This window comes from Ascidiaceihabitans sp., from assembly GCF_039986515.1.
In the GTDB taxonomy this organism is placed as follows: Bacteria; Pseudomonadota; Alphaproteobacteria; order Rhodobacterales; family Rhodobacteraceae; genus Ascidiaceihabitans.
Genome location: NZ_JBDWQO010000013.1, coordinates 42,455 through 66,752 on the forward strand (window position 1 = coordinate 42,455; position 24,298 = coordinate 66,752).

23 protein-coding genes are annotated in these 24,298 nt (G+C 55.3%); 16 read left to right on the top strand and 7 right to left on the bottom strand.

Translation table 11 applies throughout. From position 1 onward, the window contains the following. The first annotated feature begins 264 nt into the window (after nucleotides 1-264). The 3 genes from ABJL60_RS12155 to ABJL60_RS12165 all read left to right on the top strand — a co-directional run bounded on the left by ABJL60_RS12155 (nucleotide 265) and on the right by ABJL60_RS12165 (nucleotide 3,202). Complete coding sequence (locus ABJL60_RS12155) at nucleotides 265-2,172, top strand: PAS-domain containing protein (RefSeq protein ID WP_348374386.1); 1,908 nt, start codon at nucleotides 265-267, stop codon at nucleotides 2,170-2,172. After that, nucleotides 2,169-2,870: a response regulator transcription factor gene (locus ABJL60_RS12160; protein WP_348374387.1), complete on the top strand. Its 702-nt coding sequence runs from the start codon at nucleotides 2,169-2,171 to the stop codon at nucleotides 2,868-2,870. The genes ABJL60_RS12155 and ABJL60_RS12160 overlap by 4 nt, the downstream gene beginning before the upstream one ends. 104 nt (nucleotides 2,871-2,974) lie before the next feature. After that, complete coding sequence (locus ABJL60_RS12165; protein WP_108827034.1) at nucleotides 2,975-3,202, top strand: WGR domain-containing protein; 228 nt, start codon at nucleotides 2,975-2,977, stop codon at nucleotides 3,200-3,202. Here ABJL60_RS12165 and ABJL60_RS12170 read toward each other — a convergent pair. After that, nucleotides 3,199-4,386 carry a hydantoinase/carbamoylase family amidase gene (locus ABJL60_RS12170; RefSeq protein ID WP_348374388.1) on the bottom strand — a complete coding sequence of 396 codons (1,188 nt, stop codon included), beginning with the start codon at nucleotides 4,384-4,386 and terminating at the stop codon, nucleotides 3,199-3,201. The genes ABJL60_RS12165 and ABJL60_RS12170 overlap by 4 nt on opposite strands. Nucleotides 4,387-4,473: 87 nt before the next feature. Between ABJL60_RS12170 and ABJL60_RS12175 the strand changes: the two genes are divergently transcribed. Further along, nucleotides 4,474-6,177, top strand: a complete 1,704-nt coding sequence (locus tag ABJL60_RS12175) for an Hsp70 family protein (RefSeq protein ID WP_348286564.1) — start codon at nucleotides 4,474-4,476, stop codon at nucleotides 6,175-6,177. Continuing rightward, on the top strand, nucleotides 6,167-7,345 hold the full coding sequence (locus ABJL60_RS12180; RefSeq protein WP_348374389.1) for a hypothetical protein: 1,179 nt from the start codon (nucleotides 6,167-6,169) through the stop codon (nucleotides 7,343-7,345). The genes ABJL60_RS12175 and ABJL60_RS12180 overlap by 11 nt, the downstream gene beginning before the upstream one ends. Before the next feature lie 77 nt (nucleotides 7,346-7,422). On the opposite strand, the gene fdhF is transcribed toward ABJL60_RS12180, so the two are convergent. Next, complete coding sequence (gene fdhF, locus ABJL60_RS12185) at nucleotides 7,423-10,185, bottom strand: formate dehydrogenase subunit alpha (protein ID WP_348286560.1); 2,763 nt, start codon at nucleotides 10,183-10,185, stop codon at nucleotides 7,423-7,425. A gap of 212 nt (nucleotides 10,186-10,397) precedes the next feature. On the opposite strand from fdhF, the gene ABJL60_RS12190 reads away from it, so the two are divergent. From ABJL60_RS12190 to ABJL60_RS12200, 3 genes are read left to right on the top strand one after another with little or no spacing between them, the layout of a single operon-like run. Further along, nucleotides 10,398-11,051, top strand: a complete 654-nt coding sequence (locus ABJL60_RS12190) for a histidine phosphatase family protein (protein ID WP_348374390.1) — start codon at nucleotides 10,398-10,400, stop codon at nucleotides 11,049-11,051. Nucleotides 11,052-11,064: 13 nt separating this feature from the next. Beyond that, the gene (locus ABJL60_RS12195; protein ID WP_348286556.1) at nucleotides 11,065-11,682 is read left to right on the top strand and encodes a glutathione S-transferase family protein; all 618 of its coding nucleotides are present in this window, start codon (nucleotides 11,065-11,067) and stop codon (nucleotides 11,680-11,682) included. Further along, entirely contained in the window at nucleotides 11,679-12,734 is a 1,056-nt protein-coding gene (locus tag ABJL60_RS12200; protein WP_348374391.1) for a saccharopine dehydrogenase, read from the top strand. The genes ABJL60_RS12195 and ABJL60_RS12200 overlap by 4 nt, the downstream gene beginning before the upstream one ends. 86 nt (nucleotides 12,735-12,820) lie before the next feature. On the opposite strand, the gene ABJL60_RS12205 is transcribed toward ABJL60_RS12200, so the two are convergent. Further along, nucleotides 12,821-13,177, bottom strand: a complete 357-nt coding sequence (locus ABJL60_RS12205) for a dihydrodipicolinate reductase (RefSeq protein ID WP_348374392.1) — start codon at nucleotides 13,175-13,177, stop codon at nucleotides 12,821-12,823. A gap of 127 nt (nucleotides 13,178-13,304) precedes the next feature. Continuing rightward, the gene (dapB, locus tag ABJL60_RS12210; RefSeq protein ID WP_348286550.1) at nucleotides 13,305-14,117 is read right to left on the bottom strand and encodes a 4-hydroxy-tetrahydrodipicolinate reductase; all 813 of its coding nucleotides are present in this window, start codon (nucleotides 14,115-14,117) and stop codon (nucleotides 13,305-13,307) included. A gap of 91 nt (nucleotides 14,118-14,208) precedes the next feature. Here dapB and rbfA point away from each other — a divergent pair, with 91 nt between their 5' ends. The 8 genes from rbfA to ABJL60_RS12250 all read left to right on the top strand — a co-directional run bounded on the left by rbfA (nucleotide 14,209) and on the right by ABJL60_RS12250 (nucleotide 20,047). Next, nucleotides 14,209-14,604 carry a 30S ribosome-binding factor RbfA gene (gene rbfA / locus ABJL60_RS12215; protein WP_348286548.1) on the top strand — a complete coding sequence of 132 codons (396 nt, stop codon included), beginning with the start codon at nucleotides 14,209-14,211 and terminating at the stop codon, nucleotides 14,602-14,604. Beyond that, nucleotides 14,601-15,347, top strand: coding sequence for a phosphodiester glycosidase family protein (locus ABJL60_RS12220; RefSeq protein WP_348286546.1), 747 nt, complete (start codon nucleotides 14,601-14,603; stop codon nucleotides 15,345-15,347). Before rbfA ends, ABJL60_RS12220 begins: the two co-directional genes overlap by 4 nt. A gap of 57 nt (nucleotides 15,348-15,404) precedes the next feature. Further along, nucleotides 15,405-16,310 carry a tRNA pseudouridine(55) synthase TruB gene (truB, locus tag ABJL60_RS12225; RefSeq protein WP_348374393.1) on the top strand — a complete coding sequence of 302 codons (906 nt, stop codon included), beginning with the start codon at nucleotides 15,405-15,407 and terminating at the stop codon, nucleotides 16,308-16,310. Nucleotides 16,311-16,522: 212 nt separating this feature from the next. Next, nucleotides 16,523-17,017 carry a hypothetical protein gene (locus tag ABJL60_RS12230; protein ID WP_348286542.1) on the top strand — a complete coding sequence of 165 codons (495 nt, stop codon included), beginning with the start codon at nucleotides 16,523-16,525 and terminating at the stop codon, nucleotides 17,015-17,017. A 63-nt stretch (nucleotides 17,018-17,080) separates the two neighbouring features. Continuing rightward, nucleotides 17,081-17,587, top strand: a complete 507-nt coding sequence (locus tag ABJL60_RS12235) for a DUF1643 domain-containing protein (protein ID WP_348286540.1) — start codon at nucleotides 17,081-17,083, stop codon at nucleotides 17,585-17,587. Between the two features lie 112 nt (nucleotides 17,588-17,699). After that, nucleotides 17,700-18,803, top strand: coding sequence for a calcium-binding protein (locus ABJL60_RS12240; RefSeq protein ID WP_348374394.1), 1,104 nt, complete (start codon nucleotides 17,700-17,702; stop codon nucleotides 18,801-18,803). A 155-nt stretch (nucleotides 18,804-18,958) separates the two neighbouring features. Further along, complete coding sequence (gene rpsO, locus ABJL60_RS12245; protein WP_108827019.1) at nucleotides 18,959-19,228, top strand: 30S ribosomal protein S15; 270 nt, start codon at nucleotides 18,959-18,961, stop codon at nucleotides 19,226-19,228. A gap of 102 nt (nucleotides 19,229-19,330) precedes the next feature. Beyond that, nucleotides 19,331-20,047, top strand: coding sequence for a hypothetical protein (locus tag ABJL60_RS12250; protein ID WP_348374395.1), 717 nt, complete (start codon nucleotides 19,331-19,333; stop codon nucleotides 20,045-20,047). Between the two features lie 20 nt (nucleotides 20,048-20,067). On the opposite strand, the gene ABJL60_RS12255 is transcribed toward ABJL60_RS12250, so the two are convergent. The 3 genes from ABJL60_RS12255 to ABJL60_RS12265 all read right to left on the bottom strand — a co-directional run bounded on the left by ABJL60_RS12255 (nucleotide 20,068) and on the right by ABJL60_RS12265 (nucleotide 24,094). Then, nucleotides 20,068-22,032 (bottom strand): ABC transporter permease subunit, encoded by a 1,965-nt coding sequence (locus ABJL60_RS12255; protein WP_348374396.1) that lies wholly within the window; start codon nucleotides 22,030-22,032, stop codon nucleotides 20,068-20,070. Then, nucleotides 22,032-23,048, bottom strand: a complete 1,017-nt coding sequence (locus ABJL60_RS12260) for a betaine/proline/choline family ABC transporter ATP-binding protein (RefSeq protein WP_348374397.1) — start codon at nucleotides 23,046-23,048, stop codon at nucleotides 22,032-22,034. Before ABJL60_RS12260 ends, ABJL60_RS12255 begins: the two co-directional genes overlap by 1 nt. 98 nt (nucleotides 23,049-23,146) lie before the next feature. Then, on the bottom strand, nucleotides 23,147-24,094 hold the full coding sequence (locus tag ABJL60_RS12265) for an ABC transporter substrate-binding protein (RefSeq protein ID WP_348286531.1): 948 nt from the start codon (nucleotides 24,092-24,094) through the stop codon (nucleotides 23,147-23,149). Between the last annotated feature and the right edge of the window lie 204 nt (nucleotides 24,095-24,298).

Here is a 24,298-nt window from a genome sequence, read left to right on the forward strand (position 1 = left end):
GGTCGGCCCCGATCGCTCAGGCGATTCTTTGATCCCCCAAGGATGATGAGAACAGACTGGGCGTCAACTTTTTCCTGAAGTTTTCCCAAACCTTTCGAATTGTAACAGGGCAAAATCGACGCTTGATCTTAAGCGGAACAGCCCCTCACAGTACCAGCACCCGACTGCGCCCAAAGGGCAAAGACGGGGACGTGTCATGCGCGTCAGCGCCCCTTTTCTTCAAACAGCCACATCAAAGCATGTGCATCACACAGGGTCCAAGCATTGCCCCAAACCCGTTCAGACACACAGACGTTGACTGCCGCAGGCCTCAATCTGATCGGGCAGGCTTTGACCATTTACGACCACGACCTGAAACTTGCGGTATGCAACGCACCGTTCCAGCAAATGTTCAATTTACCCGACAAGCTTGTGACACCCGGCGCTACGTTTGAGGAAACAATTCACCACCTTGCGACACTGGGCGAATATGGGCCTGTCGACGATGTCGACGACTTTGTGCGTGAACGCGCCGAAGTGGCCCGCGCATTTCACCCCCACTACATGGAACGCACCCGCGCGAACGGACGCACAATTTCTGTCGAAGGATCACCCCTGCCAAACGGCGGATGGGTGACAGTCTACACCGACATAACACCCAGCAAACAACAAGAGGCGCTTTTGCGCGCACGTTCCGAAGAACTTTCGGATCAGGTGTTGGCACATGCAGAAGAACTGGCCTCGACCAACCGTGCGCTTGCCGCAACTGTAGGGGCGCTCGAAGAAACAAAGCGCCACCTGACCGATCTCGAAGCGCGGACCCGCCTGACAACCGAAATGATGCCCGCGCATATCGCGCATGTCAGCAAAGGCGGGCACTATACATTCTCCAACAACCGCCTGTCCGGCATCGTGCCAGGTCGCCCCAGCGATATCCTGGGACACCATATTGCAGACATTCTTGGGCCATTCATTTATGCCCGCATCGAAGATCAGCTTGCCTTGGCCTATGCGGGACAGGACGCATTGACCGAATTCACAGACGTAGACAGCGCCCGCAGGATCAGGGTGGCCTTTGCGCCAGATGCAAACGGCGGGGCCTATATTCTATCGACAGACGTGACAGAAGAAACCCAAGCCCGTGTCGCCCTTCAGCAATCACGCAGGCGCGCATTGGCCGCGCAGCTGACATCGGGATTGGCGCATGACTTTTCCAATCTTTTGACGATTATCCTTGGGCTACAATCCAAGCTGGCCCGTATGGGCACTCTGCCCGACGACGCCCATCCCTTGGTTGAAGGCACAATGGCAGCCGCAAAACGCGGCGGGCAACTGCTTGGAAGTATTGCCGACATGACGGGACAGCGCATTCCACGCCCGCGTGCCACGCATCTGGAAAGCTTGTTGCAAGACTTGCAAACCCTCACAGAGCCTACGCTGCCACACGGTGTGACACTGTCGATCCACAACGCAGGGCCGCAATCGCCTGTGTTGGTCGATCCAGGTGCCGTTCAAGACAGCCTTGTCAATTTGATCCTGAACGCCCGCGATGCTTGTGGGGCAGCAGGAGAAATCACTTTGGACGTTGAAACGGTGCAGGACACATGGATTGACTTTACTGTCAGCGACACCGGTTCCGGATTTTCTGACGCGGCACTGGAGCAGGCATTTGATCCGTTTTTCAGCACCAAAGGCAGCGAAGGATCCGGGCTGGGATTGCCCATGGTCTATGACATCACCAAACTGGCGGGTGGCGATGTGCGTGTGCGCAATACAGCAAAAGGCGGGGCAGCGGTACATATGCGTTTGCCGCTCAGGTATAGCCCCTCCACCCAAGGTGGATTGGCCTTGCTGGTCGAAGACAACAGCGCGTTGCGGGATCTTTACCGCGAAATGTTGATGAACCTGCGCTTCTCGGTCATTGAGGCGACCAGTGTCGACGAAGCTGTAGCGCTTGTCGCTGACTTGCCTGATATCGCATTGGTGCTGTCGGACATTCGATTGGAAGGACAAGCGACAGGTCTGGATTTGGCGGACAGATTGAAAGCCGCGCAAATTCCGGTAATTTTGATGACTTCGCTTCCAATGTCGGACCCTTTGCACCAAACCGCACAAAAGTGCGCTCCGGTGTTGTGCAAACCTTTTGACGAGGCCGCCCTGAAAATCCTGTTGACCCCGAAAGCTGCGACATGACCAAACCACTGGTAACTATTCTGGACGACGAACCTGCCATCCGGACAATGCTGGCCGATGCATTGGAAGACGCCGGGTTTCGAACGATCGGGTTCGGGCGGGCGCGTGAATTTGAAGCCGCCCTAAAGCACCAGACACCGGATGTGTGCCTTGTGGATCTGTCGCTGCCCGACACAGACGGGCTGACGGTGGTGCATAAGTTGGCACTGGAAAAAGGGGCCATCGTCATCATCATATCGGGGCGCGCCAAGGTGCAGGACAAAGTGACCGGACTGGAACTGGGGGCGGATGATTACATCATCAAACCCTTCGATCCGGCCGAAGTCGTGGCCCGCATCAGGGCGCGGCTGCGATCTAGCAAAGCAGAACAACAAAGCAGTAACTCAGCCATCTTCAACGGATGGGTGGCCCATTTCGACAGCTATCTCTTGATCGATGCGCAGGGGGTTGAGACACCGTTTTCACATGCAGAAGGCGAAGTGCTACGCCTGTTTCTCAATAGCCCGAAGCGTCTGATCAGCCGCAGCCAAATGCAGCAAAGCCTTGGGGGGGCCGCTGGCGAAAGCTTTGACCGTGCCATGGATGTACGAATCTCACGATTACGGACAAAATTGCGCGAAGATCCCAAAAACCCACAATTGATAAAGACGATCTATGGGGCAGGATACATCTTCCTCGGCGACGTCAGTTGGACATAAGGGCCAGGGCGCAGTTTCTTTTCGCCAAAAATATCCCGGGGGAGTCCGTAGGACGGGGGCAGAGCCCCCTTCACATCGCCAAAATCGCTGCTAGAATCACGACAATGCTCGACGTTGTCCTATATCGCCTTGGCCGCGCAGCCAGACCGCATTTCTACCGGGTGGAAATCGCAATGAACCTGTTTTCAGAAGTTTCGGTGTTGCGCGAATGGGGCATGCAAGGCGGTGCCCCCCGCGAGGTCATCACCTGCTATGGCAATCTGCGCGATGCGTCGGTCGCTGCGGATACGTTCCGCAAAAAGGCTTTGAAACGCGGATATGAACGCGGTTAAAGCGCTGAAACCGCATCTGCCAGAACAGACAAGCCCGCGACCAGATCCTTGCGCTCAGTGTCTTCCGCAAAATCGTGGCTGATCCCGTCAATCGATGGCACAAACACCATTGCCACAGGCATAAGACGCGCCACATTTGTAGCGTCGTGCAATGCCCCTGACGGCATCGTTTGCCAGGCATTTGGCGCGGCACGTTGCGCCGCCAGCTCCAACGCGCCGCGCAAACGCGCATCCATCGCGACAGGCTCAAGCCCAAGCATGTCGCCGAACTCAACCGTAAATCCACCAGCCTCAGCCACTTCAATGGCGGTGTCGCGCACAATCTTTTCCATCTGCGTCAGACGCTGCACATCCGCGTCACGCCATTGCATCGAAAACGTCGCACGGCCTGGTACAATTGACGACGCATTGGGGTGCAATGTGACATGCCCGATGGTCCAAACCGTTTGTGGCGTTACAACATTGCGAAACCGATCATTCAGCACTGCATTGAATTGTGACACAGCCTGAAAAGCGTCGCGGCGCAGCGCCATGGGTGTAGTCCCTGCGTGGTTTTGCTGCCCTCCAAAAGTGATCTTCATATCGCGAATACCCACGATGTCTGTCACAACACCAATCTGTAATCCACCTTGGTCCAGCGCCGGACCTTGTTCGATGTGCATTTCAATGAACCCGGTAAATCGGGACGGATCAACATGCGCACCCGCAACCGAAGCCATGGCTTTTCGCGCGTCCCCCAAAGCCACACCCGAATGATCGGTCAACTGATCCGCCATATCCAAAGACAACAGGCCAGACCAAACCGCACTTCCTGTTGTCACGCCAAACCGGCCCTCTTCATCCTGAAAGGAAACCACAGACACAGCAGGGCCGCCTTGTTCACGAGACGCCCGCGCAATTTCAAGCGCTGCAACAACACCCAAGGCGCCGTCCAGCCAACCGCCTTCGGGCTGGCTGTCGCTATGTGACCCCAGCAAAAGGGATGGACCATCGACCAAACCGAACAGATTGCCCATCGCATCGAACACCGGCGTCAATCCTGCGTCCTCCATCCGCGTCGCCAACCAGTGACGCGCCGCAATGTCTGCGTCCGAATACGCAGGGCGCACAACCCCGGTGCCTTGCGCCCCAAAGCTGCGCAGGTGGTCCAGATCTTGCAAAAAACGGTCTGCATCAACGATCATTTGGCGCAATTCCTTTGGATTGGTTGACCCGGTGAGACGGGCAGTAAATAACGAAGGCACACTAACCGCGCATGCAAAGGCCTGTCTATGGAACATCCACCCATCGGGATTGATCTGGGAACAACAAATTCGCTGATTGCGGTCTTTGAGAACGGGGCGCCGCGACTGTTGTCCAATGTTTTGGGCCATCCACTGACCCCGTCCGTGGTGTCCATGGATGGCAAGGACGTGTTGGTCGGTGAAGCGGGCCGCGACCGTTTGGCCACGCATCCACGCGACACGGCGGCGGCCTTCAAGCGATCCATGGGGACCGACAAAGTGTTTTCGTTGGGTGGCAAACGCCTGCGTGCAGAGGAATTGTCTGCGTTGGTTCTGCGCAAGCTGAAAGAAGACGCGGAACAGGCCTTGGGGATGCCCATCCGCGATGTGGTTGTGTCGGTACCGGCCTACTTCAACCAATCCCAACGCCAAGCGACGATGGCGGCTTGCGCTATGTGCGAATTGAACCCCGTACGGTTGGTCAATGAACCGACAGCTGCGGCATTGGCGTATGGCTTGCAAGACCGGGACGGCGAAAGCCAGTTTCTGGTGTTCGATCTTGGCGGCGGTACATTTGATGTGACCGTATTGGAACATTTTGATGGTGTGATGGAAGTCAAAGCCTCGTCTGGCGACGCCTTTTTGGGCGGAGAAGATTTTTCCGAAGCCTTGGCCAAAGGGCTGGCCGACAAGATCAACAGCCCATGGGCCAAACTCGGCAGCGATGACCAGAACCAGTTGCGCTTTGTGGCCGATGGGCTGAAACGGCGTCTGGGGACAGCGGACAGCCACGACGTCACCTTGAAACTTGGCGGCGAAAGCCACGATCTGACAATCACCCGCACCTTCTTTGAAACTGCGTGCTCCGGTCTATTGAAGCGGCTGTTGCGCCCGATTGAACGCTGCTTTTATGACAGCAATGAAAGCATGGAGACGCTGGACCGTGTCGTTTTTGTCGGCGGTGCCACCCGCATGCCGATGATCCGCCAACTGGTGGCCCGGCAATTCAAAAAACTGCCTGATATGTCCATTGATCCGGATCACGCCGTGGCACTTGGGGCCGCCATTCAAGCGGGGCTTGTCGCTGAAGACCGCGCATTGGACGATGTGGTCATGACAGATGTTAGCCCTTTTTCCGTCGGCATCGAAACCGCAACCCAATTGCGCGACGGATCTTCCATGGAAGGGTTCTTTACCCCAATTATTGAACGTAATACTGCCCTGCCCGCCAGCCGCGAGCGGTCATTTTCCACTATGGCGGACAACCAGACGGTGCTTGGGGTTGATGTCTATCAGGGCGAAGCCCCAATGGTGTATGACAACGTCCATCTGGGGCGTTTCGACCTGACGGTGCCCCGCGCCAAGGCCGGCATGGAAAGCATGATGGTGCGGATCACCTACGATCCGTCCGGTCTGATCGACGTGGAAGCCGTATCCACATCAACCGGCAAAAAAGCAGGTGTTGTGATCCGTGACAACGTCGTGGGCCTTAGCGACGCTGACATAAAGTCCAAGCTGAAAGCGATGCAAAAACTAAAGCTGCACCCGCGTGAAGATGAAGAAAACACAGCCCTTCTGGCGCGGATCAAACGCCTTTATGAAATGGCGTCCGGCGATGATCGCACCATGGTGCAAAATCTGTTGGTTGAATTCGAAACCGCATTGACCAAACAAGACCCTGACCTGATTGAAACGACCCGCGGCGAAATCTCCGAGGTCCTGAACCGCATCGACGACTACTATGTCAGCTAAATGGCCGTGGTCCGAATTGGATCTGGACGGGCGAACCGATGTGCGATCGGTCAAACGCGCCTACGCCCAAAAACTAAAAACCATCGACCGCAACGACGCCAATGTCTTTCAAAGCCTGCGCACGGCCTTCGATGAGGCAAAGTTTCTAGCCAGCCCAAGCCCCAAAAAACCCAGCATGCGGCAAGCAGCAAACGGGGTGGAAACCGTGCCTGGCGTTGTGTCTTACACCTTAGATTTCGACGACCTTCCGGCAGCATCGCAGCCCGAACAAGACCCCAACCCGCAATCCGAAGGACCTGACCTTTCCAAGGCGCCACCGGAGGACTTGGACACAGAAGACACAATCGTTCCCCTTCCTACCGCCCCCCTTCCTACCGCGATGTCGACCGCATCCAACCCTTGGTCCAAACCAGAAGAAGAACCACAAAGCGACGCGGACAAAGAAGCCGATTTTTTCCGGGATCTCGCAGCAACTTATAACACAGGCGTGTGGAAGCTGACCCCGCTTCAAAACTTACTTGAACGCGACATCGCCATGGATCGTGGCGTACGGGATCACGCAGAATATCTATTGTTTGACCGTCTGCGCGAAGCTGTTGTGGAAGAGGGACGTTCCATTTCGCAAGGTGTCGCTAAGCTGATGGAACAGAACTTTGGATGGGCCAGCGACGGCGTTCGGTTCAACAAGAAATTTGGCTGGCATGAAGGCTCTGAGCTGGTGGCCTATGACGTTGCGCGGGCCGTGCAATCGCAAAACGTCAAAGCCCAACCGCGCCCACAAAAGACACCGCTACATGCCAAGCGTGCCCGCATTTTCATGTGTTTGATTATGTATATGGGGGGCGTTTTTGTTCTTTATCCAGATGGACTTACGGCGGAAACCTTTCTGTTCGGAACCTTCGTTGCAGCCATCAGTTTTGGCATCATTTGGTGTTTCGTTTTGTTCCTCTATCACTGGGGCAACGCCCTGATCAGCGCGGTTCGTCGAATTGGTATGATCGACCGATACATCACACGGGTTTGGCAAGCGTCCGTGGAACGCGCCGCATGGTTCGACCGCATTGACACGGTCCTTCACTTGCCGGGTCCAAGGTCTACAATGTTGTTTAGCGTCTCCTGCGCAGTGACGCTTTTGGTGCTGATCTCTTGGGGTCTGTCGCGAATTTAACGGTCTGATGCTACGTCAAAAACAAAGATGGCGCAGAGTGTCCCCCGCGCCATCTTTGTAAATTTTTCCGTGTAGGATCACTCAGCCGCAATCGCACCTTCCGCTTTCTCGACCTTCACAGCAGAGAATTTGAATTCCGGAATTTTGCCATAGGGATCAATCGCAGGGTTCGTTAAGATATTGGCCGCCGCTTCAACGAATGCAAATGGCAAGAACACCATGTCCGGGGCCACCGCACGGTCCATCCGCGCCATGATCTCGATGGAACCGCGCTTGGTGGTCAGGCGCACATGTCCACCCGGCTCCACACCCAACTTGCGCAAGGTGGAAGGGTGCAAGGAACAGTTTGCTTCAGGCTCTAACCCGTCCAGCACACTTGCACGGCGGGTCATGGACCCCGTGTGCCAATGCTCAAGCTGCCGACCTGTGGTCAGGATCATCGGATACTCCGCATCCGGCGTATCATCCGGCGCAATCACGTTTGCAGGGGTGAATCGTGCGCGCCCTTCGGGACGCGGGAAGCCGTCACCAAACACAACGGCTTGGCCCGGGTCGGTCGGCGTCAAGGACGGATAGGTCACCGCCTCAGTCGCCAAACGGTCCCAGGTGATGTTGTCCAAGCTGCGCATGTTCACCTTCATTTCGGCGAACACCTCAGAGGGGTCCGTGTAGGTCCAAGGCAATCCGCAGCGCTTGGCCAGCTCAACCTCGATCCACCAATCTTCACGCGCGTCGCCGGGGGGCGTGACCGCAGGGCGCACGCGCTGCACTTGACGGTTGGTGTTGGATACTGTGCCTGATTTTTCATAAAGCGCCGAGGCTGGCAAAATTACATCCGCATAGTTGGCTGTTTCGGTGATGAAAATATCCTGCACCACCAGATGATCCAGCTTTGCCAAAGCATCGCGTGCATGTTCAACATCGGGGTCCGACATGGCGGGGTTTTCGCCCAAGACATACATCGCCTTGATGTTGCCCGCATGCACGTCATCCATAATCTCGGTGACGGTCAGGCCTTTTTCGGCTGAGAAGTCATCGGACCCCCAAACTTCGGTAAAGGCAGATCGCACACCATCATCCATGACCGACTGATAATCCGGCAAGAACATCGGCACGAGGCCCGCATCAGACGCCCCTTGCACGTTGTTCTGACCACGCAATGGGTGCAGACCCGATCCCGGACGGCCCACTTGGCCCGTCATCAGCGCCAAGGAAATCAAGCACCGCGAATTGTCGGTGCCGTGGATGTGCTGGCTGACGCCCATACCCCAGAAAATCATACCCGCCTTGGCACCGGCAAAATCACGGGCCACAGCGCGCAGCGTCTCAGCATCAATGCCGCAAATCTCGGACATTTTCTCGGGGGTAAAGTTCTTCAGATGCTCTTTTTCAGCGTCCCAGTTTTCGGTGTAGGCGTCGATGTACTGCTGGTCAAACAGACCCTCTTCCACGATCACATGCATGATCGCGTTCAACATGCTCACATCCGCGCCCGGGCGGAATTGCAGCATATGTGTCGCAAAGCGTTTTAGCGCCTGACCGCGGGGGTCCATCACGATCAACTTGCCGCCGCGTTTGGTGAACTGCTTGAAATAGGTTGCCGCAACGGGATGGTTTTCAATCGGGTTCGCCCCGATGACGATCGCTACATCGGCGTTTTCAATCTCGTTGAAGGTCGCGGTCACGGCACCCGATCCTACGTTCTCGATCAAAGCAGAAACGGAAGACGCATGACAAAGCCGCGTACAGTGGTCGACGTTGTTGTGCTTGAAACCCTCGCGGATGAATTTCTGAAACAGATACGCTTCTTCATTGGTGCATTTCGCAGAGCCAAAGCCCGCTACTTCACGGCCACGGCCCTTCAGCCCGTTAGCTGCGGCATCCAAGGCCTCGTCCCAAGTTGCTTCACGAAAATGGGTTTGCCAGTTGCCGGGATCGACGTTCAGGCCCTTGGCAGGCGCATCATCACGGCGGATCAAAGGTTTGGTCAAGCGGTGGTTGTGGTGGATGTAGTCATAGCCAAAACGGCCTTTCACACACAGACGACCTTCGTTCGCAGGGCCATTGATGCCCTCAACGTATTTCACCTTACCGTCTTTGACCTTGATCGAAATCTGGCACCCAACACCACAAAACGCACAAACGCTTTCGGTCTCGGAATCAAAATCCTTGCTGTCGCCAACCCCTGCGCCTTCCGTCACGGCTGCAGGCATCAAGGCACCCGTTGGGCAGGCTTGCACGCATTCACCGCAAGCCACACACGTCGAGGCACCCATGGGATCCGCCATATCAAAGGTGGGATAGCTGTCGTGACCACGGCCAGACATGCCAATCACATCGTTGACCTGAACCTCGCGGCACGCACGGACACACAAGCCACATGAAATACAGGCGTCCAAGTTCACTGACATCGCAACGTGGCTGTCATCCAACAGCGGAATGCGGCCTTCTTCCAGTTTTGGAAAGCGGCTCTCAGAAACGCCATTCAAGTCCGCCATGTCCCACATGTGCGCGGACTTGTCATGGGCCACATCGCGGTCGGGAAGATCAGAAACCAACATCTCGACAACCATCTTGCGGGCACTTTCGGCGCGCGCAGAATTGGTCGTCACAACCATGCCCTCATTGGGCTCACGAATGCAGGACGCCGCCAATGTGCGCTCGCCCTCGATCTCGACCATACACGCGCGGCAATTGCCATCGGGGCGATACCCCGGCGCCGGTTTGTGGCACAAATGCGGGATCACCAGGCCACGGCCATTGGCCACTTCCCAGATGCTTAGACCTGCGTCCGCTTCAACTTCCACACCATCCAGAGTGAATTTTACCGTGCCAGACATGCCGCGCTCCTTATGCCGTCGCGCCCTCATAGCAAATTTAACAAAGCGTAAGGACTCCCAATCCCGACACAGAGGGCCGAATTTGCGCCACGCTTGTTTCCGATATGGCACATTCCTCCCTGCTTCATCTCGCAAAATAAACCTCCCCCGGAGGGTCCAGCACCTTCCGCACGCGCCAACACTGGCCTATCAAGGAAAAAACAGGAGCCCCAATGTCGCACATAACGTTGATCCGCCACGGACAAGCCAATTCGGAAGCCAAGGATGAAGCCAGCTACGACCAGCTCAGCACATTGGGTGCACAGCAATCCAAATGGCTTGGGCAGCATCTAAAACAGACCAAAAGCCATCATATGCGACTTTTCACAGGGACGCTTCAGCGGCACATAGAAACCGCAAACAACATGGATACAGGGTTAGATCCGATACGCGACAAGCGGCTGAATGAGCTGGAATATTTCACTTTGGCGCAAGCCTTGGAAAAAGAACACGGCGTTCCCATGCCAACCGCACAGCCAGATTTCGCACACCACCTGCCCAAGGTATTTGCAGCGTGGAAGGACGGTATTCTGAACGGTGCGCCCGAAACCTTTGAGGCGTTTGAAAACCGGGTAAACGGCGCAATCAATGACATCGCTCAGGGCGATGGCCCTGCATTGGTGGTCACTTCCGGCGGTCTGATTTCAATGGTGATGCGCCAGCATCTGAAACTGGACATATCGTCCATGGCAAATGTGGCTTTGGCGATTATGAACACTTCTATACACCGGTTGTATCCGGTGGGCGGCACGTGGTCTCCTGTGATGTTCAACGCCGTGCCTCACCTTGAAGATCCAACGCGGCACCACGCACAAACACACGTCTGAAGGATGCATCCGCATGAAGTTATATTTCGCACCAAATACAATCGCAGTCGCTGTGGCAGTGACACTTGAAGAAGCAGGGCAAAGCTACGATCTGATTCCGGTGGATTTTGCCAATGGCGCACAAAGCAGCCCCGCATATCTCGGGGTCAACTCCAAAGGGCGTGTCCCGGCGTTGGTTGTTGGCGATACTGTGTTAACCGAAACAGGGGCTTTGCTGGACTATATCGCCGCATTAAATCCAAAGGCCAACCTTGTGCCAAGCGATCCGATGGACGCGGCTAAAATGCGATCCGTTATGTATTATCTGGCTTCTACGGCACACATCAACCACGCCCATAAAATGCGCGGTCATCGCTGGGCCGACACCGAAGCCAGCTTTGCAGACATGAAGGCGAAAGTTCCAGAAACGATGACAGCAACAGCGCAGTATCTTGAAACCGAATGTCTGGCCGGACCGTTTGTTTTGGGTGCGCATATCTCGATCGCTGACTTCTACCTTTATACAGTGTCCCGATGGCTGGAAGGAGACGGCGTGAATATGGCTGATTTCCCAAGAATAACGGCATTCCTGTCCATGATGGAACGCCGCGACAGCATTCAGGCCGTGCGCGCAGCAGGAGTCATTACATGACACATGTTTGGGTGCGCAGCGAACAACGCAACTTTGAAACCCGCGTCGGCCTCACCCCCGAAGGCGCCGCCAAATTGATCGCATCGGGCATCAAAATCACAGTTGAGCACAGCACAAACCGTTGCATTCCCTTGCAAGGTTACATTGATGCAGGCTGCGACGTGGCCGAAGAAAACAGTTGGCCGGATGCCCCCAAGGATGCGATTATCTTTGGTCTGAAGGAACTGCCCGACGATGGAACACCCCTGCATCATCGCCATATTATGTTCGGTCATGCCTATAAGGGCCAGCCATCCGGAATCCGGTTGCTACAGCGTTTCAAAGACGGCGGTGGCACACTCTATGATCTGGAATATCTTGTAGATGACAACAACAGACGCGTAGCGGCCTTCGGCTATTGGGCGGGATACGCGGGGGCGGCGGTGGCCCTAAAGTGCTGGGCCGCACAGCAACGGGGCCAAGTGGCAGGTGCAGTCAGCAGTTACGATGGATCAACACAAATGTTGCTAGATTTGCAATCAGAACTGGTGGCACTTGGCACGCAACGTCCCATCGGGCTAATCATCGGCGCGTTGGGGCGCGTCGGCGCCGGGGCTGCAGACCTGTGCACGGCCATGGGGGTTGCGACGACGAAATGGGATATGGCAGAGACCGCAAGCGGTGGCCCCTTTCCCGAAATCTTAGCCCACGATATCTTCTTCAATTGTGTATTGGCGCGGCCGGGCACCCCGGCTTTCGTGCCCGAATCAGCCTTATCCGCACCTCGCCAGCTTTGCGTGGTCAGCGACATTGCGTGTGATCCAGACAGCGATTTTTCCCCTATCAAAGTATACGATAGGGCCACGACTTGGGACGCGCCAGCGCTCCGGGTGCATACGACGCCGGTTCTGGATGTCACTGCCATCGACAATCTTCCGTCGATGCTGCCTGTTGAAAGCTCAGAGGATTTCGCAGATCAGCTTCTGCCTTCCCTCACAGGGGTTGGCCAGCTTGATGAAGGTGTGTGGGGGCGTGCCGCTGAAACGTTTCGAACACACGCGGAACGGATTTGACGGCGGCTGCAACATGAAAGGCATCGGTCTTGCGCCAAATCAGAATGAAACGCGTCCCCGAACAGGGGGCGCACCGCTGGATCAGGTTACTTCACACGGAACTCTGCGGAATCGCCATTGCCCTTGTCCGACGTGAATTTAACACGGCCTTCGCGGACAGTGACCTCCTGACAGTTGTACCCCAGCGGGTCCCCACCCCAGAACAAGTCACGGCAAAAATAGCCGTCTCGCCATGCCCATTGTCCCGTCACATCCCAACGCGCACCGCGCCCTGATATTGTGCCATCCTTGGACACTTCCAGTTTCACGAAAGGACGCGTTAGGGTCTTGCCGGCAACCAGATCAACGAATTGACGCTTGTCTTGCACTTTGGCGACATCTGCGGCAGCGGTGTGGGCAGATACACAGGCAGCGACAGCAATCGTGGCGAAAAACTTTTGCACAGGGCACACCCTTTCAACAGAACTTACCAAACAATACGCAGCACACTGCGATCTGGATCAAAATCTAGATCAAAAGTGTGACCGCACCCTCAACGTCAGCATCTATTTTGGGCGGTTTTTAGCCAAGTTAGCTTAATCCAAGCACATCCAACATGTCATAATGACCCGGAGATTGATCCAGCCCCCAAAGGGCCGCCTTCAATGCGCCGCGGGCAAAGATCCCCCGATCCGTCGCCATATGGCGCAAAATAATGCGTTCGCCGGGGGCCGCAAACAACACGTCATGTTCACCGACAATATCGCCGCCACGGATGGCCGAAAATCCGATGTCGCCGCGTTTACGTGCACCTGTGATCCCGTCTCGCCCGCTGTCACTGACATCTTTCAACGCAACGCCCCGCCCTTCGGCGGCGGCTTCACCCAACATCAAAGCCGTACCTGATGGCGCATCGACTTTGTGGTGGTGGTGCGCTTCGATCACTTCAATATCAAAGTCTTCATCCAGCGCCGCAGCCACCTTTTTAGTAAGCTGCGTCAAAAGATTGACACCAAGGCTCATGTTTCCGGCACGCACGATCACAGCATGACGCGACGCAGGTTCCAGATTGGCGATGTCATCGTCCGTCATGCCTGTTGTTCCGATCACATGCACAGCGCGGGCTTGGGCGCACAGGGCCGCAAAGGCCAATGTCGCAGCAGGGGCCGTAAAATCAATCACCACTTGCGCTTTTGAAATCGCTTCCAGGGCATCGTCAGTGACGATAACCCCGTTGGCTGTGCCGCCCATCGCCTCGCCCACATCGCGCCCGACCCAGTCATGGCCTTCACGCTCAATCGCCCCCGCAAGATGTGCACGATCACTGTCCAGTATCGTTTTAATCAGCATTTGCCCCATGCGCCCGGAGGCCCCTGTGATTACAATTCCCGGTCCATTGCTCATGTCATGTTTCCTTCCGCGCAAATCTGCCTTCATCTGTTACCCCGCAAGGCTGCGCTTGGCAAAGCCTGCGCGGGGCCTTACATGCACATTTATGGCAAAGAACAAATTTCAGGACGGCTCTGGCCCGTCACAAAGACAATTGCGTGTCGGTGAAACCATCCGCCGCGCTCTTTCCGATGTGCTGTCGCGGGGCGATGTGCATGACAGCGACTTGAACCGCATGTCGATCACGGTGGGCGAAGTGCGCGTGTCATCCGACCTTAAAATTGCGACAGCTTACGTGTTGCCGTTGGGGGGCGAAGGACAGGAAGACTGTTTGAAACTGCTGGCTCGCAACAAAGGCGAATTGCGCCGTTTCATGGGCAAGCGGTTGGCTTTGAAATTCACACCTGACTTGCGGTTCCAGTTGGACACCACATTTGACCGCATGGACGAAACCCGCCGCATGCTGGATCAGGCGGACGTGCGCCGAGACACGCAGGAATGATTTTCCGCATTGCCCTGATATGGTTGCTCAGTGCCGGGGTGGTTCAGGCCGCCACCTGCAAAGACGTAACCTATGAGGGCGCCGGATATTCCGTGTGTCATGTCGATATGGCGTCCGAAGACCTGCGATTGTTCCTGTATGATCCAGAAGGTGCGCCGTACGGCCAATTCGACGCGATCAACCGCGCCCTTAAAGCCCAAGGCAAAACACTTGGCTTTGCCATGAACGCCGGCATGTATCATGACGACCGCGCCCCTGTCGGCCACTACGTCGAGGACGGCAAAGAACTGATGCGCGTCATTCCCAATTCAGGTCCCGGCAACTTTGGCCTTTTGCCGAACGGCGTCTTATGCATCCGCGAAGGCCGCGCCGATGTGATAGAGACACTGCGATTTGTGGACGAGGCCCCAAGCTGCATCCACGCCACACAATCAGGTCCAATGTTGGTCATCGACGGTGCCCTGCACCCCCGCTTTCTGCAAGACGGCACATCGCGCTATCTGCGCAATGGCGTTGGCACATCTGCAGATGGCAAAACAGCAGTTTTTGTCATTTCCAAAGGGTTTGTGAATTTTCACTCTTTTGGATCGTTTTTCCGCGACCACTTAAAACTGCCACAGGCGCTGTTTTTTGATGGCAACGTCAGCCGGTTGTATGCGCCGGACCTGAACCGCAATGATTTTGGCCGCCGGCTTGGTCCAATCATCGGCACCGTCATTAGCACGGACACCCCTGCGAATTGACAGCATGTGCGGTGCAAGATAGGCCGCACGCTCTGAAACCTCCACAAAGGCAATCCCATGGCACGTAAACGCAAAGGTCGCGATATTTCCGGTTGGCTTGTGGTCGACAAACCGGCGGGTCTGACATCCACCGCTGTGGTCAATAAAGTGCGTTGGGCAATGGATGCCAAGAAAGCAGGCCACGCAGGCACTTTGGATCCGGACGCAACCGGTGTTCTGGCCGTCGCCCTTGGTGAAGCCACCAAGACCGTTCCGTTTATCACCCACGCCTTGAAGGCCTACACATTCACGGTGCGTTTGGGCCAAGCCACCAACACAGACGACGCGGAAGGCGAAGTGATCGCGTCAAGTGATCTGCGCCCCGAAGACGCCGCGATCAAGGATGCGTTGGGCGCTTTCGTGGGTGACATCATGCAAGTGCCGCCCAAATTCTCTGCTGTGAAGATTGATGGCCAACGGGCCTATAAACTGGCGCGTGACGGCGAAGACGTCGAAATCGCGGCACGTCCTTTGTGGGTCGAGGAATTGGTCATGACCGACCGCCCCGACGCAGATCACGTCACGCTTGAAATGACCTGTGGCAAGGGGGGCTATGTGCGCTCAATCGCGCGGGATCTGGGCGAAGCACTTGGATGTCACGGTCACGTCCGCGAATTGCGCCGTATCTGGTCAGGACCCTTCGATGCCAGTGACGGCGTCACCCTTGAACAGGTAGACGCTTTGGCAAAAACACCTGACCTTGATGCGTTTCTGCGCCCCTTGGAAGAAGGGCTGCAAGAGCTGCCCGAGGTCCGCGCCACAGATGAAGGGGCCGCCAAGATGCGCAACGGCAACCCCGGCATGGTCTTTGCCTCAGACGTCGAATATGGTGACGAATGCTGGGCGTCGTTGGATGGAAAAGCCGTAGCCGTTGGGCGTTTCAAGTCTGGTGAATTACACCCAAGCCGCGTGTTCAACACCTAAACCACCGGCCTTTTGTTACAACGGACGCATTTACGTTACAGATGGAAACACCGCTCACAGGTCTGTGAGCGATGCGCCACGTTTGTGTCAAAAACTATATCAAATCTTAACGATCTCATCAGAGAAGCGTGATCGAAGCTGTTTCCTGACACATTCGGAACCAATTGTTAAAACAGTTGCGACACACCGGAACCCTAAAAAAGGACAGACACATGACACAGCTTCGCACAATCACCACCGTACTGACTGCAGGCGCTTTTGCCACCCTTGCGTTTGACACGTTTGGACAGGCGATCAGCCCGTTGCTGGGCTACTCAAAACTTGCGCCAGTGGGCCTTGCTGGCGCGACCTTGAAATCTGTCTTCGGTGCCAATCCATCTGGCGCCGCCCATCTTCTACATGTCCTGACTGGCCTTGTCTTTTACGCCGTAGGGTACTTTGCAATTGCACGCCCCGTTCAACGCGCCATCTTACCCCGTTTGCATTGGTCCGTGACAGCCGCCGTTTACGGTGTCGCCCTATGGGTTTTGGCCCTTTATGTGGTGGCCCATTTGATCGCGGGCAATAAGCCTTTCCTTGGCTTCACCGGCATCACTTGGGTCGCGCTTTGGGGGCATGTTCTTTACGCCTTCGTTGCGGCTTACATCATGGAAGCCAAGGGGGCAGTATTGGAACTGCCAGGCCGCATGAAACCAGCAACCATCTGAAAACCTGTATAAAACCAAAGGCTGCACCATTGAAGTGCAGCCTATTTACTGGCACCAAGGGCTATGATCACACGTTCTCACACCAAAGGCGACGCACCATCGGTCGCTGTTTATTCAGATTGCGAATGCTACCGGTACAGCCTGACCCGAAACTGGGACACCTCGGGCCGCAAAGTGTTGTTTGTGATGCTTAACCCTTCGACTGCCACAGAAGTGCAAAACGACCCTACCGTGGAACGCTGTGAAAGACGCGCCCGAACGCTTGGGTTCGGGGCGTTTCAAGTCACCAATATCTTCGCTTGGCGCGACACTGATCCGAAGGGAATGAAGGCAGCAGCCGACCCCGTTGGGCCGCACAATGACGCCGCCATTCTTGATGGGGTTGCCTGGGCCGATGACGTGATTGCGGCGTGGGGTACACACGGGGCGCATTTGGCACGCGGAGCCGCTGTAGAAACGCTTCTTCGATCCACAAATCGCCCCCTGTTCCACCTTGGTTTGTCCAAGGCAGGCCATCCCAAACACCCTTTGTATCTACCTTACGTCCAGCAGCCCGAGGCGTGGCTTTAGTCCGTTTTCCAGCCTTCATCATCTGTTAACCAACCATCGGTTCGGGCTTTGGATCGAATCGTGATACGTGTTATGCAGCCGGTGGTAAATTCCGGTATGTGGGAAGTGTTTTATGCTTTGGTTGGCAGGTTTGATGGGTTTGATGGCAGTTGGTGCCGTAACATTCGTTGAAATGGACGAGACCGAAGAAGAAGCAGAAGAAACGCAGAACCCTACTGTGCGCCTTGAAAACGAAGAACAAGACGCATTGGAATTGGATGCCGCCACCTCCGAAAATGTGGCGGAAGATACAGACACCACCGTTGCTGACAGCGAAACAACTTACCCGCAAGATACCGACACCTTAAACGATGACATCCCCTACGACATCGCAAGTGATGACGCCGAAATTCTGGCAGGCACCGATGGCGCCGATGAATTGGACGCTATGGGTGGGAACGACCAGGTCGGCGGCCGAGGGGGCGACGACACCCTGTACGGCGGCGACGACAATGATGTCATGTACGGAGGTGATGACAACGACCTGGTCCATGGCGATGCAGGCGATGACACCCTGCACGGTGAGGACGGCAACGATACGTTGAATGGCGGCGACGGGGCCGATGCCCTGTTTGGTCACAATGACAATGACACGCTGAACGGCGGAAGTGGTAATGACAGTCTTTATGGATCTGCCGGTGACGACCTACTTTCTGGTGACGCAGGGGATGACGCCCTTCAGGGGGGCGACGGAAATGACATCTTGAAGGGTGGCGCCGGGTCGGACGCCTTGTTTGGCGACGACGGAGACGATGTGCTGAGCGGTGTAGAAAATGATCCCGCCACAACAGGCCTTAGCGACAGCGACGACAGTGACTTTCTGAATGGCGGCCAAGGCGACGATGAAATCCTGATGGGCGCGCAAGACATCGCCACGGGCGGCGCCGGTGCCGACACCTTCATCGCTGGGAACTGGATCACGGAAGGCAATGCCACATCGATTACCGATTTTAATGTGATGGACGATAATCTGATTCTGATCTGGGATGACAGCCTTGGGGAAGAACCCATGGTGGACCTTGAAGTTGATCCCGAAAACGAAGCCGTGATGTTTGTCAAAATGGACGGCGTGGTGGTGGCCACTGTCGATGCGGATACAGGATTTGATTACTCCGACGTATCCCTTATCCCGATGAGTGTGGCTGCAAGCGCTGGCTTTGCAAGCCTAGCGGCCTGATCAGCGCCTTTCACATCCAATTTCTCTTTGCCATTTGGCGCGAAACTTCCTATACGCGCCCATTGCTTGTGGAATCATAAGCAATACCTCCATGGGCCTGCACTGGACGACATCCCGGGCTGCGCCATCACACCAACCTTTTAAAGGAGACCCCGATGTCGATTACGCCAGAAGAAAAAGCACGACTGATGAAAGAGTTCGCCATCAAAGAAGGCGATACAGGTTCCCCAGAAGTGCAAGTTGCTATCCTGTCTTCGCGCATCGCGACACTGACAGAGCACTTCAAAACACACAAAAAAGACAACCACGGCCGTCGTGGTTTGTTGAAAATGGTTGCGACACGTCGGAAGCTGCTGGACTATGCCCGCGCCAAAGACGAAGCCCGTTACCAAGACCTGATCAAACGTTTGGGCCTGCGCCGCTAAGCGTTTTCCCAAAAGTGAAATCTATCAAAGCCGCGCAGTCCTCTGTGCGGCTTTTTGCTTTGATGGGTTGTCAAAGGTGGCCCACAACATGATCGTGACTGAATGGTTGGAATAATCATACTGGCCGACCTCGCCGCGGCCTTGACCGTTGTCGCTTTGACCCTGCTTTTGACCAGCGTTGTGTTTGGAATTGCCTTTGTGGTTTTCAAAACCTCTTTGCCGCCCAAAACCACGCGAGCTGTCATGGGGGTCTTGTGCTTGACTGGCCTTGTGTTTTTGTTTGTGGCCTATCGGTATCTGTCCGGGGATCATGCCCCGAAAAGCGCCAGTGACGCTGCCATTTTATTCTACTTTGCAGGTATCGCTGCAATGCTGTCGACCTCAGTGGCAGCAACCTTCCTGCGCCTTGCCTTAATTGTCATGCGGAATAAGGTTTTGGACGGCAGAACAAAGGCCGTTTTGGTCTCAGGCGCAGTCGTTCTGGGATATGTCTGCGGTTTCGTTGGTATGGTGATCCTAGAGCGCAATTTGGCGCAAAAATTCGCGCCCCCTGCCCCGATCACGCTGTCCTATGGCGCTGGCAAAACCCATTGCGTGCTGCCCAATCAGTTGACGTTTCACGAAGGACCAAGCACAACCTTCCCGCAGGCCTTTGCCCTTGGTCGCGGTGACCGGATGCGCTTGCAACCGGCCGCCAATGTTGAAACGCGCGGCTGGGTTGCTTTTGAGATCACAGACAGCGACCAAATCAGGGTCGTTTACGGGTTGGGGCGTCATATCAGGCAACTGCAACAAGGCCGCTGTCCTGGGGTAGACTAACGCCCCGAACCATTGCTTCGTCAGTCCCCTAACCCCAAGGCTTTCTTCTGATCTGACGCCCATTTGAGGATGGTCAAATCGAAGGTCAAAGCCATCAAGGACACGCAAATCCCAAGCACAAAGTTTTTGCCTAAATCGGTACCTGCCAATGTGCGTTGAAGTTCTTGGCCCAAATCTTGCGTGCCGATGAATGCCGCGATGATCACCATGAAAAATGCAAACATAATCGCCTGATTGAACCCGACAGCCATGGTCGGCAAAGCCAAAGGCAATTGCACTTTCCACAATTTTTGCATGCGGGTGGCCCCTGACATATCGGCGGCTTCGGTCATTTCTTCGGGAACAGATCGCAGCCCTTCGATGGTGTAGCGGGTCAGTGGCACCATCGCAAAAATAAGGATTGAAAAGATCACAGCAATGTCCGTGATCCCGAACAACATGATGGCAGGGATCAAGTAAACAAAGCTTGGGAATGTTTGGGCGGTATCGCAAACCAGCAGAATCCGGTTTGACCACCTTTCAGTCCGCGCCGCCCAAATGCCCAAAGGCAATCCGATCAGCATCGCCAAGGCCACGGCGGAAATCACGGAATACAGCGTGATAACGGACCGATCCCACCACCCCGAGAAAGCGACCAAAGAAAAGAAGATTGCAGCCAGCACCGCTTGCCGTTTGCCACCCAACCACAAAGCGAACGCAACAATCAGCAGAATGAAGGCTGGCGTCGGGATGGACAGCATGAAGTTTCTGAACGGAATCAACACCTGCACGTTCAGAAATGCCCGTAAAAACCCTGTCGTCGCTTTCACGGCATCAATGTTTAGAAAACCCTTGATCAGCGTGTCGATTTCCTTGCCTTGGCTAAAGTTTTGTTTACGCCCGATCGTCGATGCAACCTCAATGAATTGCGCCACTCCAATGAAAAGCACAAACAAACCCACACCCAAAAGCAACATTAAATGACGCTTCCACCACGGTGTCCCTTTTTCAAAATGCTCCGGCTGTTTGACAACCCACGCCTTGGACATGCGGTCCAGGGTCACGGCAAGCAACACGATCGTGACGCCAATCTCAAAAGATCGACCCAATTTGAAACTGCCCATCATCGCCAGCAATTTTGCGCCAAGGCCCGGCATACCGATGAAAGCGGTCAGAACCACCATAGCCAGACACAGCATGATGACTTGATTGACCCCCACCAAAATCTCGGTCCGGGCAGAGGGCAAGTAGACGTGGCGCAGCAATTGCCAACGGGTGCAGCCGCTCATTTCACCAGCTTCCACAACTTCGGGTGAAACTTTTTGCAAACCCAGTGTTGTCATCAAAATCATCGGGGGAATGGCGTAGATCGTGGTCGCCACAGCCCCCGCGGTTGGTCCCACTTTGAAGAAAATGACCGCTGGCAACAGGTAGGTGAAAAACGGCAAGGTTTGCAGCACAGATAATATCGGCTTAAGCGCCCGGTTCACCCACGGTTTGCGCCACGCCAAAATGCCCAGCGTCAAGCCAATCATAAAAGCCAAAGGCGCTGCCACAACAAGCACCGACATCGTCTCCATGGCAATTTTCCACTGGCCGATCAACGCCGTCCAAATGAATGTGCCGCCCGCCAGCGCAGCCATCCGCCACCCCCCCAGATAGTAACCGATCACAGCGCCAACAGCAGCAACAGATGTCCATGGAATGGGCCCAAGGTTTGGCCAACGGCGTTTGCCAAATAACAAGTTCGCAGTGACATCCAGCAGCCACTCCAAGCCTTCTGTCAATGTGCGGGTCAGTTTCAGCAGACCCAGGTCGTCTTTTACAAAGTTAAAAATAGCGTCAAGCCATATGGCAAAAGGGGGCACCAAACCTTCGGGCACCCGAAACAATACCTCGGGAAGTAGGCCCAAATAATGCACAGCCGTCATGAAGACGGCGACTGCCACCAGCACAAGTGCTGTTTTGGAACGATCCAATTCGCGAGAGGCGCCAGCGCCAGCCATTATTCCGCCCCCAAAAGAATGCCCAGCGCATCCTGTCGATGCAAGCCACCGATCACAACGCCATCACGGGCCACGGGAATGACATCGCGTGTATCCTGAACCAGCAGTTTCGCCATTTCTTTGACGGTCGCGGCGGCATCAACGGGATCGCCGCTGCCATGATCCTCGGATTGAACCAAGGTTTCAGCATGAATAACGCGCGCCTTGTCGATTTCTTCTGTGAACTTGCGCACGTATTCTGTCGCAGGGTGCAACACGATCTGATCCGGCGTGTCGCATTGTTCCACAGCGCCGTCTTTCATAATGGCGATACGATCGGCAAGACGCAAAGCTTCGTCAAAATCATGTGTGATGAACACAATTGTTTTGTTCAGCATCTGTTGTAGACGCAAAAATTCGTCCTGCATTTCCCGGCGGATCAGCGGGTCCAACGCAGAAAACGGTTCGTCCAAAAACCAGATATCGGGTTCAATCGCCAGCGATCTGGCGATGCCGACCCGCTGCTGTTGCCCCCCGGATAACTCGCGGGGGAAGTAATCTTCGCGCCCTTCAAGACCCACCAGTTTGACCACCTCAAGCGCACGGGCACGGCGTTCATGTTTGTCTTGTCCGCGCATTTCCAACGGGAAGGCCACGTTGTCCAGCACCGTGCGGTGCGGCAACAACCCAAAGCTCTGAAAAACCATGCCCATTTTATTGCGGCGCAATTCGATCAAATCTTTTTCGGACAGTTTCATGATGTCCTGACCGTCTACTTCGATCGTGCCGCCTGTGATGTCGTGCAACCGCGAAAAGCACCGGACCAGCGTGGATTTACCGGAGCCGGACAGCCCCATGATCACCAGCATCTCGCCTTTGTTGACTTCGATAGAGACGTCTTTGACACCCGCAATGTAGCCATCCGCGCGAATATCATCAAAACTATGATCCTGCGGCATCTTTTGCAGATACCCTTCTGGATCGGCCCCAAAAATCTTCCAGACGTTCTTGCATGAAATGACGGGTGCGGCGGTCATAGAGTGGCTCTTTTCATCGGTAAACAGATCAGTTTTGTCAAAAACACCCGCCCAAATTTACTTTGGACGGGTGCGTGTCGTCTTATGTCAGCAAGCCCTTAGGAGTTGCCCAACCAAGGCTTCCAAACGTCTGGGTTGGCTTCCAGCCAAGCTTCGGCTGCTTCTTCCGGCTCCATTTCATCGACATCGACAAACTTTGCCATTTCAGCGATTTGTGGGTTTGTGAAAGAGATTTTGGTCAACACGCCGTAAGCCGCAGGCCATTTGGCTTCCATGCCGTCCCATGCCGCTTTTTTCAGGTACCCTTTGGCAGGGTTGCCGCAATCATAAAGCGCGTCTTTGTTTGGGCCAACGGCTGGATCCTTGTCGCAACCGTCTTCCCATGCCGGGAATTCAACAAACTCGCCCGGCCATACGGCTTCGGCAAAGTTTGGCGTCCAGTTAAAGACGACAACAGGACGCTTGTCCGCTTCGGCAGATCCGATTTCAGCCCAAAGCGCCGCAGCAGATCCCGCGTTCACAACAACAAAGTCCATATCCAAGGCCGCAACACGTTCCTGACCGTGCTTCAACCAATCGACGGGACCATCCAGATAACGACCCTTGTCGCCCGTCTCGGCCGTTGCGAAAACAGCCGCGCAATCATTCAAAGCTTCCCAGCTTGGCAAACCCGGGCAGGCTTCTTTGGTCCACATCGGGTACCACCAGTCTTCGCGTGTCACCGCGTTGTGGTCCCCAGCGTCAACAATGCCACCTTTTTCCATGGCCGCGCGGTAAGATGCGCCAAATGCGCCTTCCCAGACTTCCAGTTCCAGCGTGACGTCACCAAGACGCACGGATTCGTACACCGCTTGGCTGTCCGTTGTGACATATTCGACGTTGTTGCCCATCTCTTCAAAGATCTGGCCTACGACGTTCGACATCACGATCTGCGATGACCAGTTGTGAATTGGAATAACAATCGGATCACTGCTGTCTTCGGCCAAAACGGCCAGTGGGGCAAAGGCAAGAACGCCCGATGCCAGAGCTGTTGTAAACTTATTCATGTGTTTCTCCCGGTTGGTGCGGCCTTTTGAAACCGCTTGGCTTATGGAAACGCCGCGTTGTGCGATCTTGCGTCGGGTGCCGGTTCTTGGGCACTGCCAATCTGAATTCCATGGTATACACAGTTGCACATTTTTCCTATCAATCAAGTTTTTTTCTTACAGGGGCGCAAATTTTCCAAATCCGGGTTTGAACATCCAGCCAAC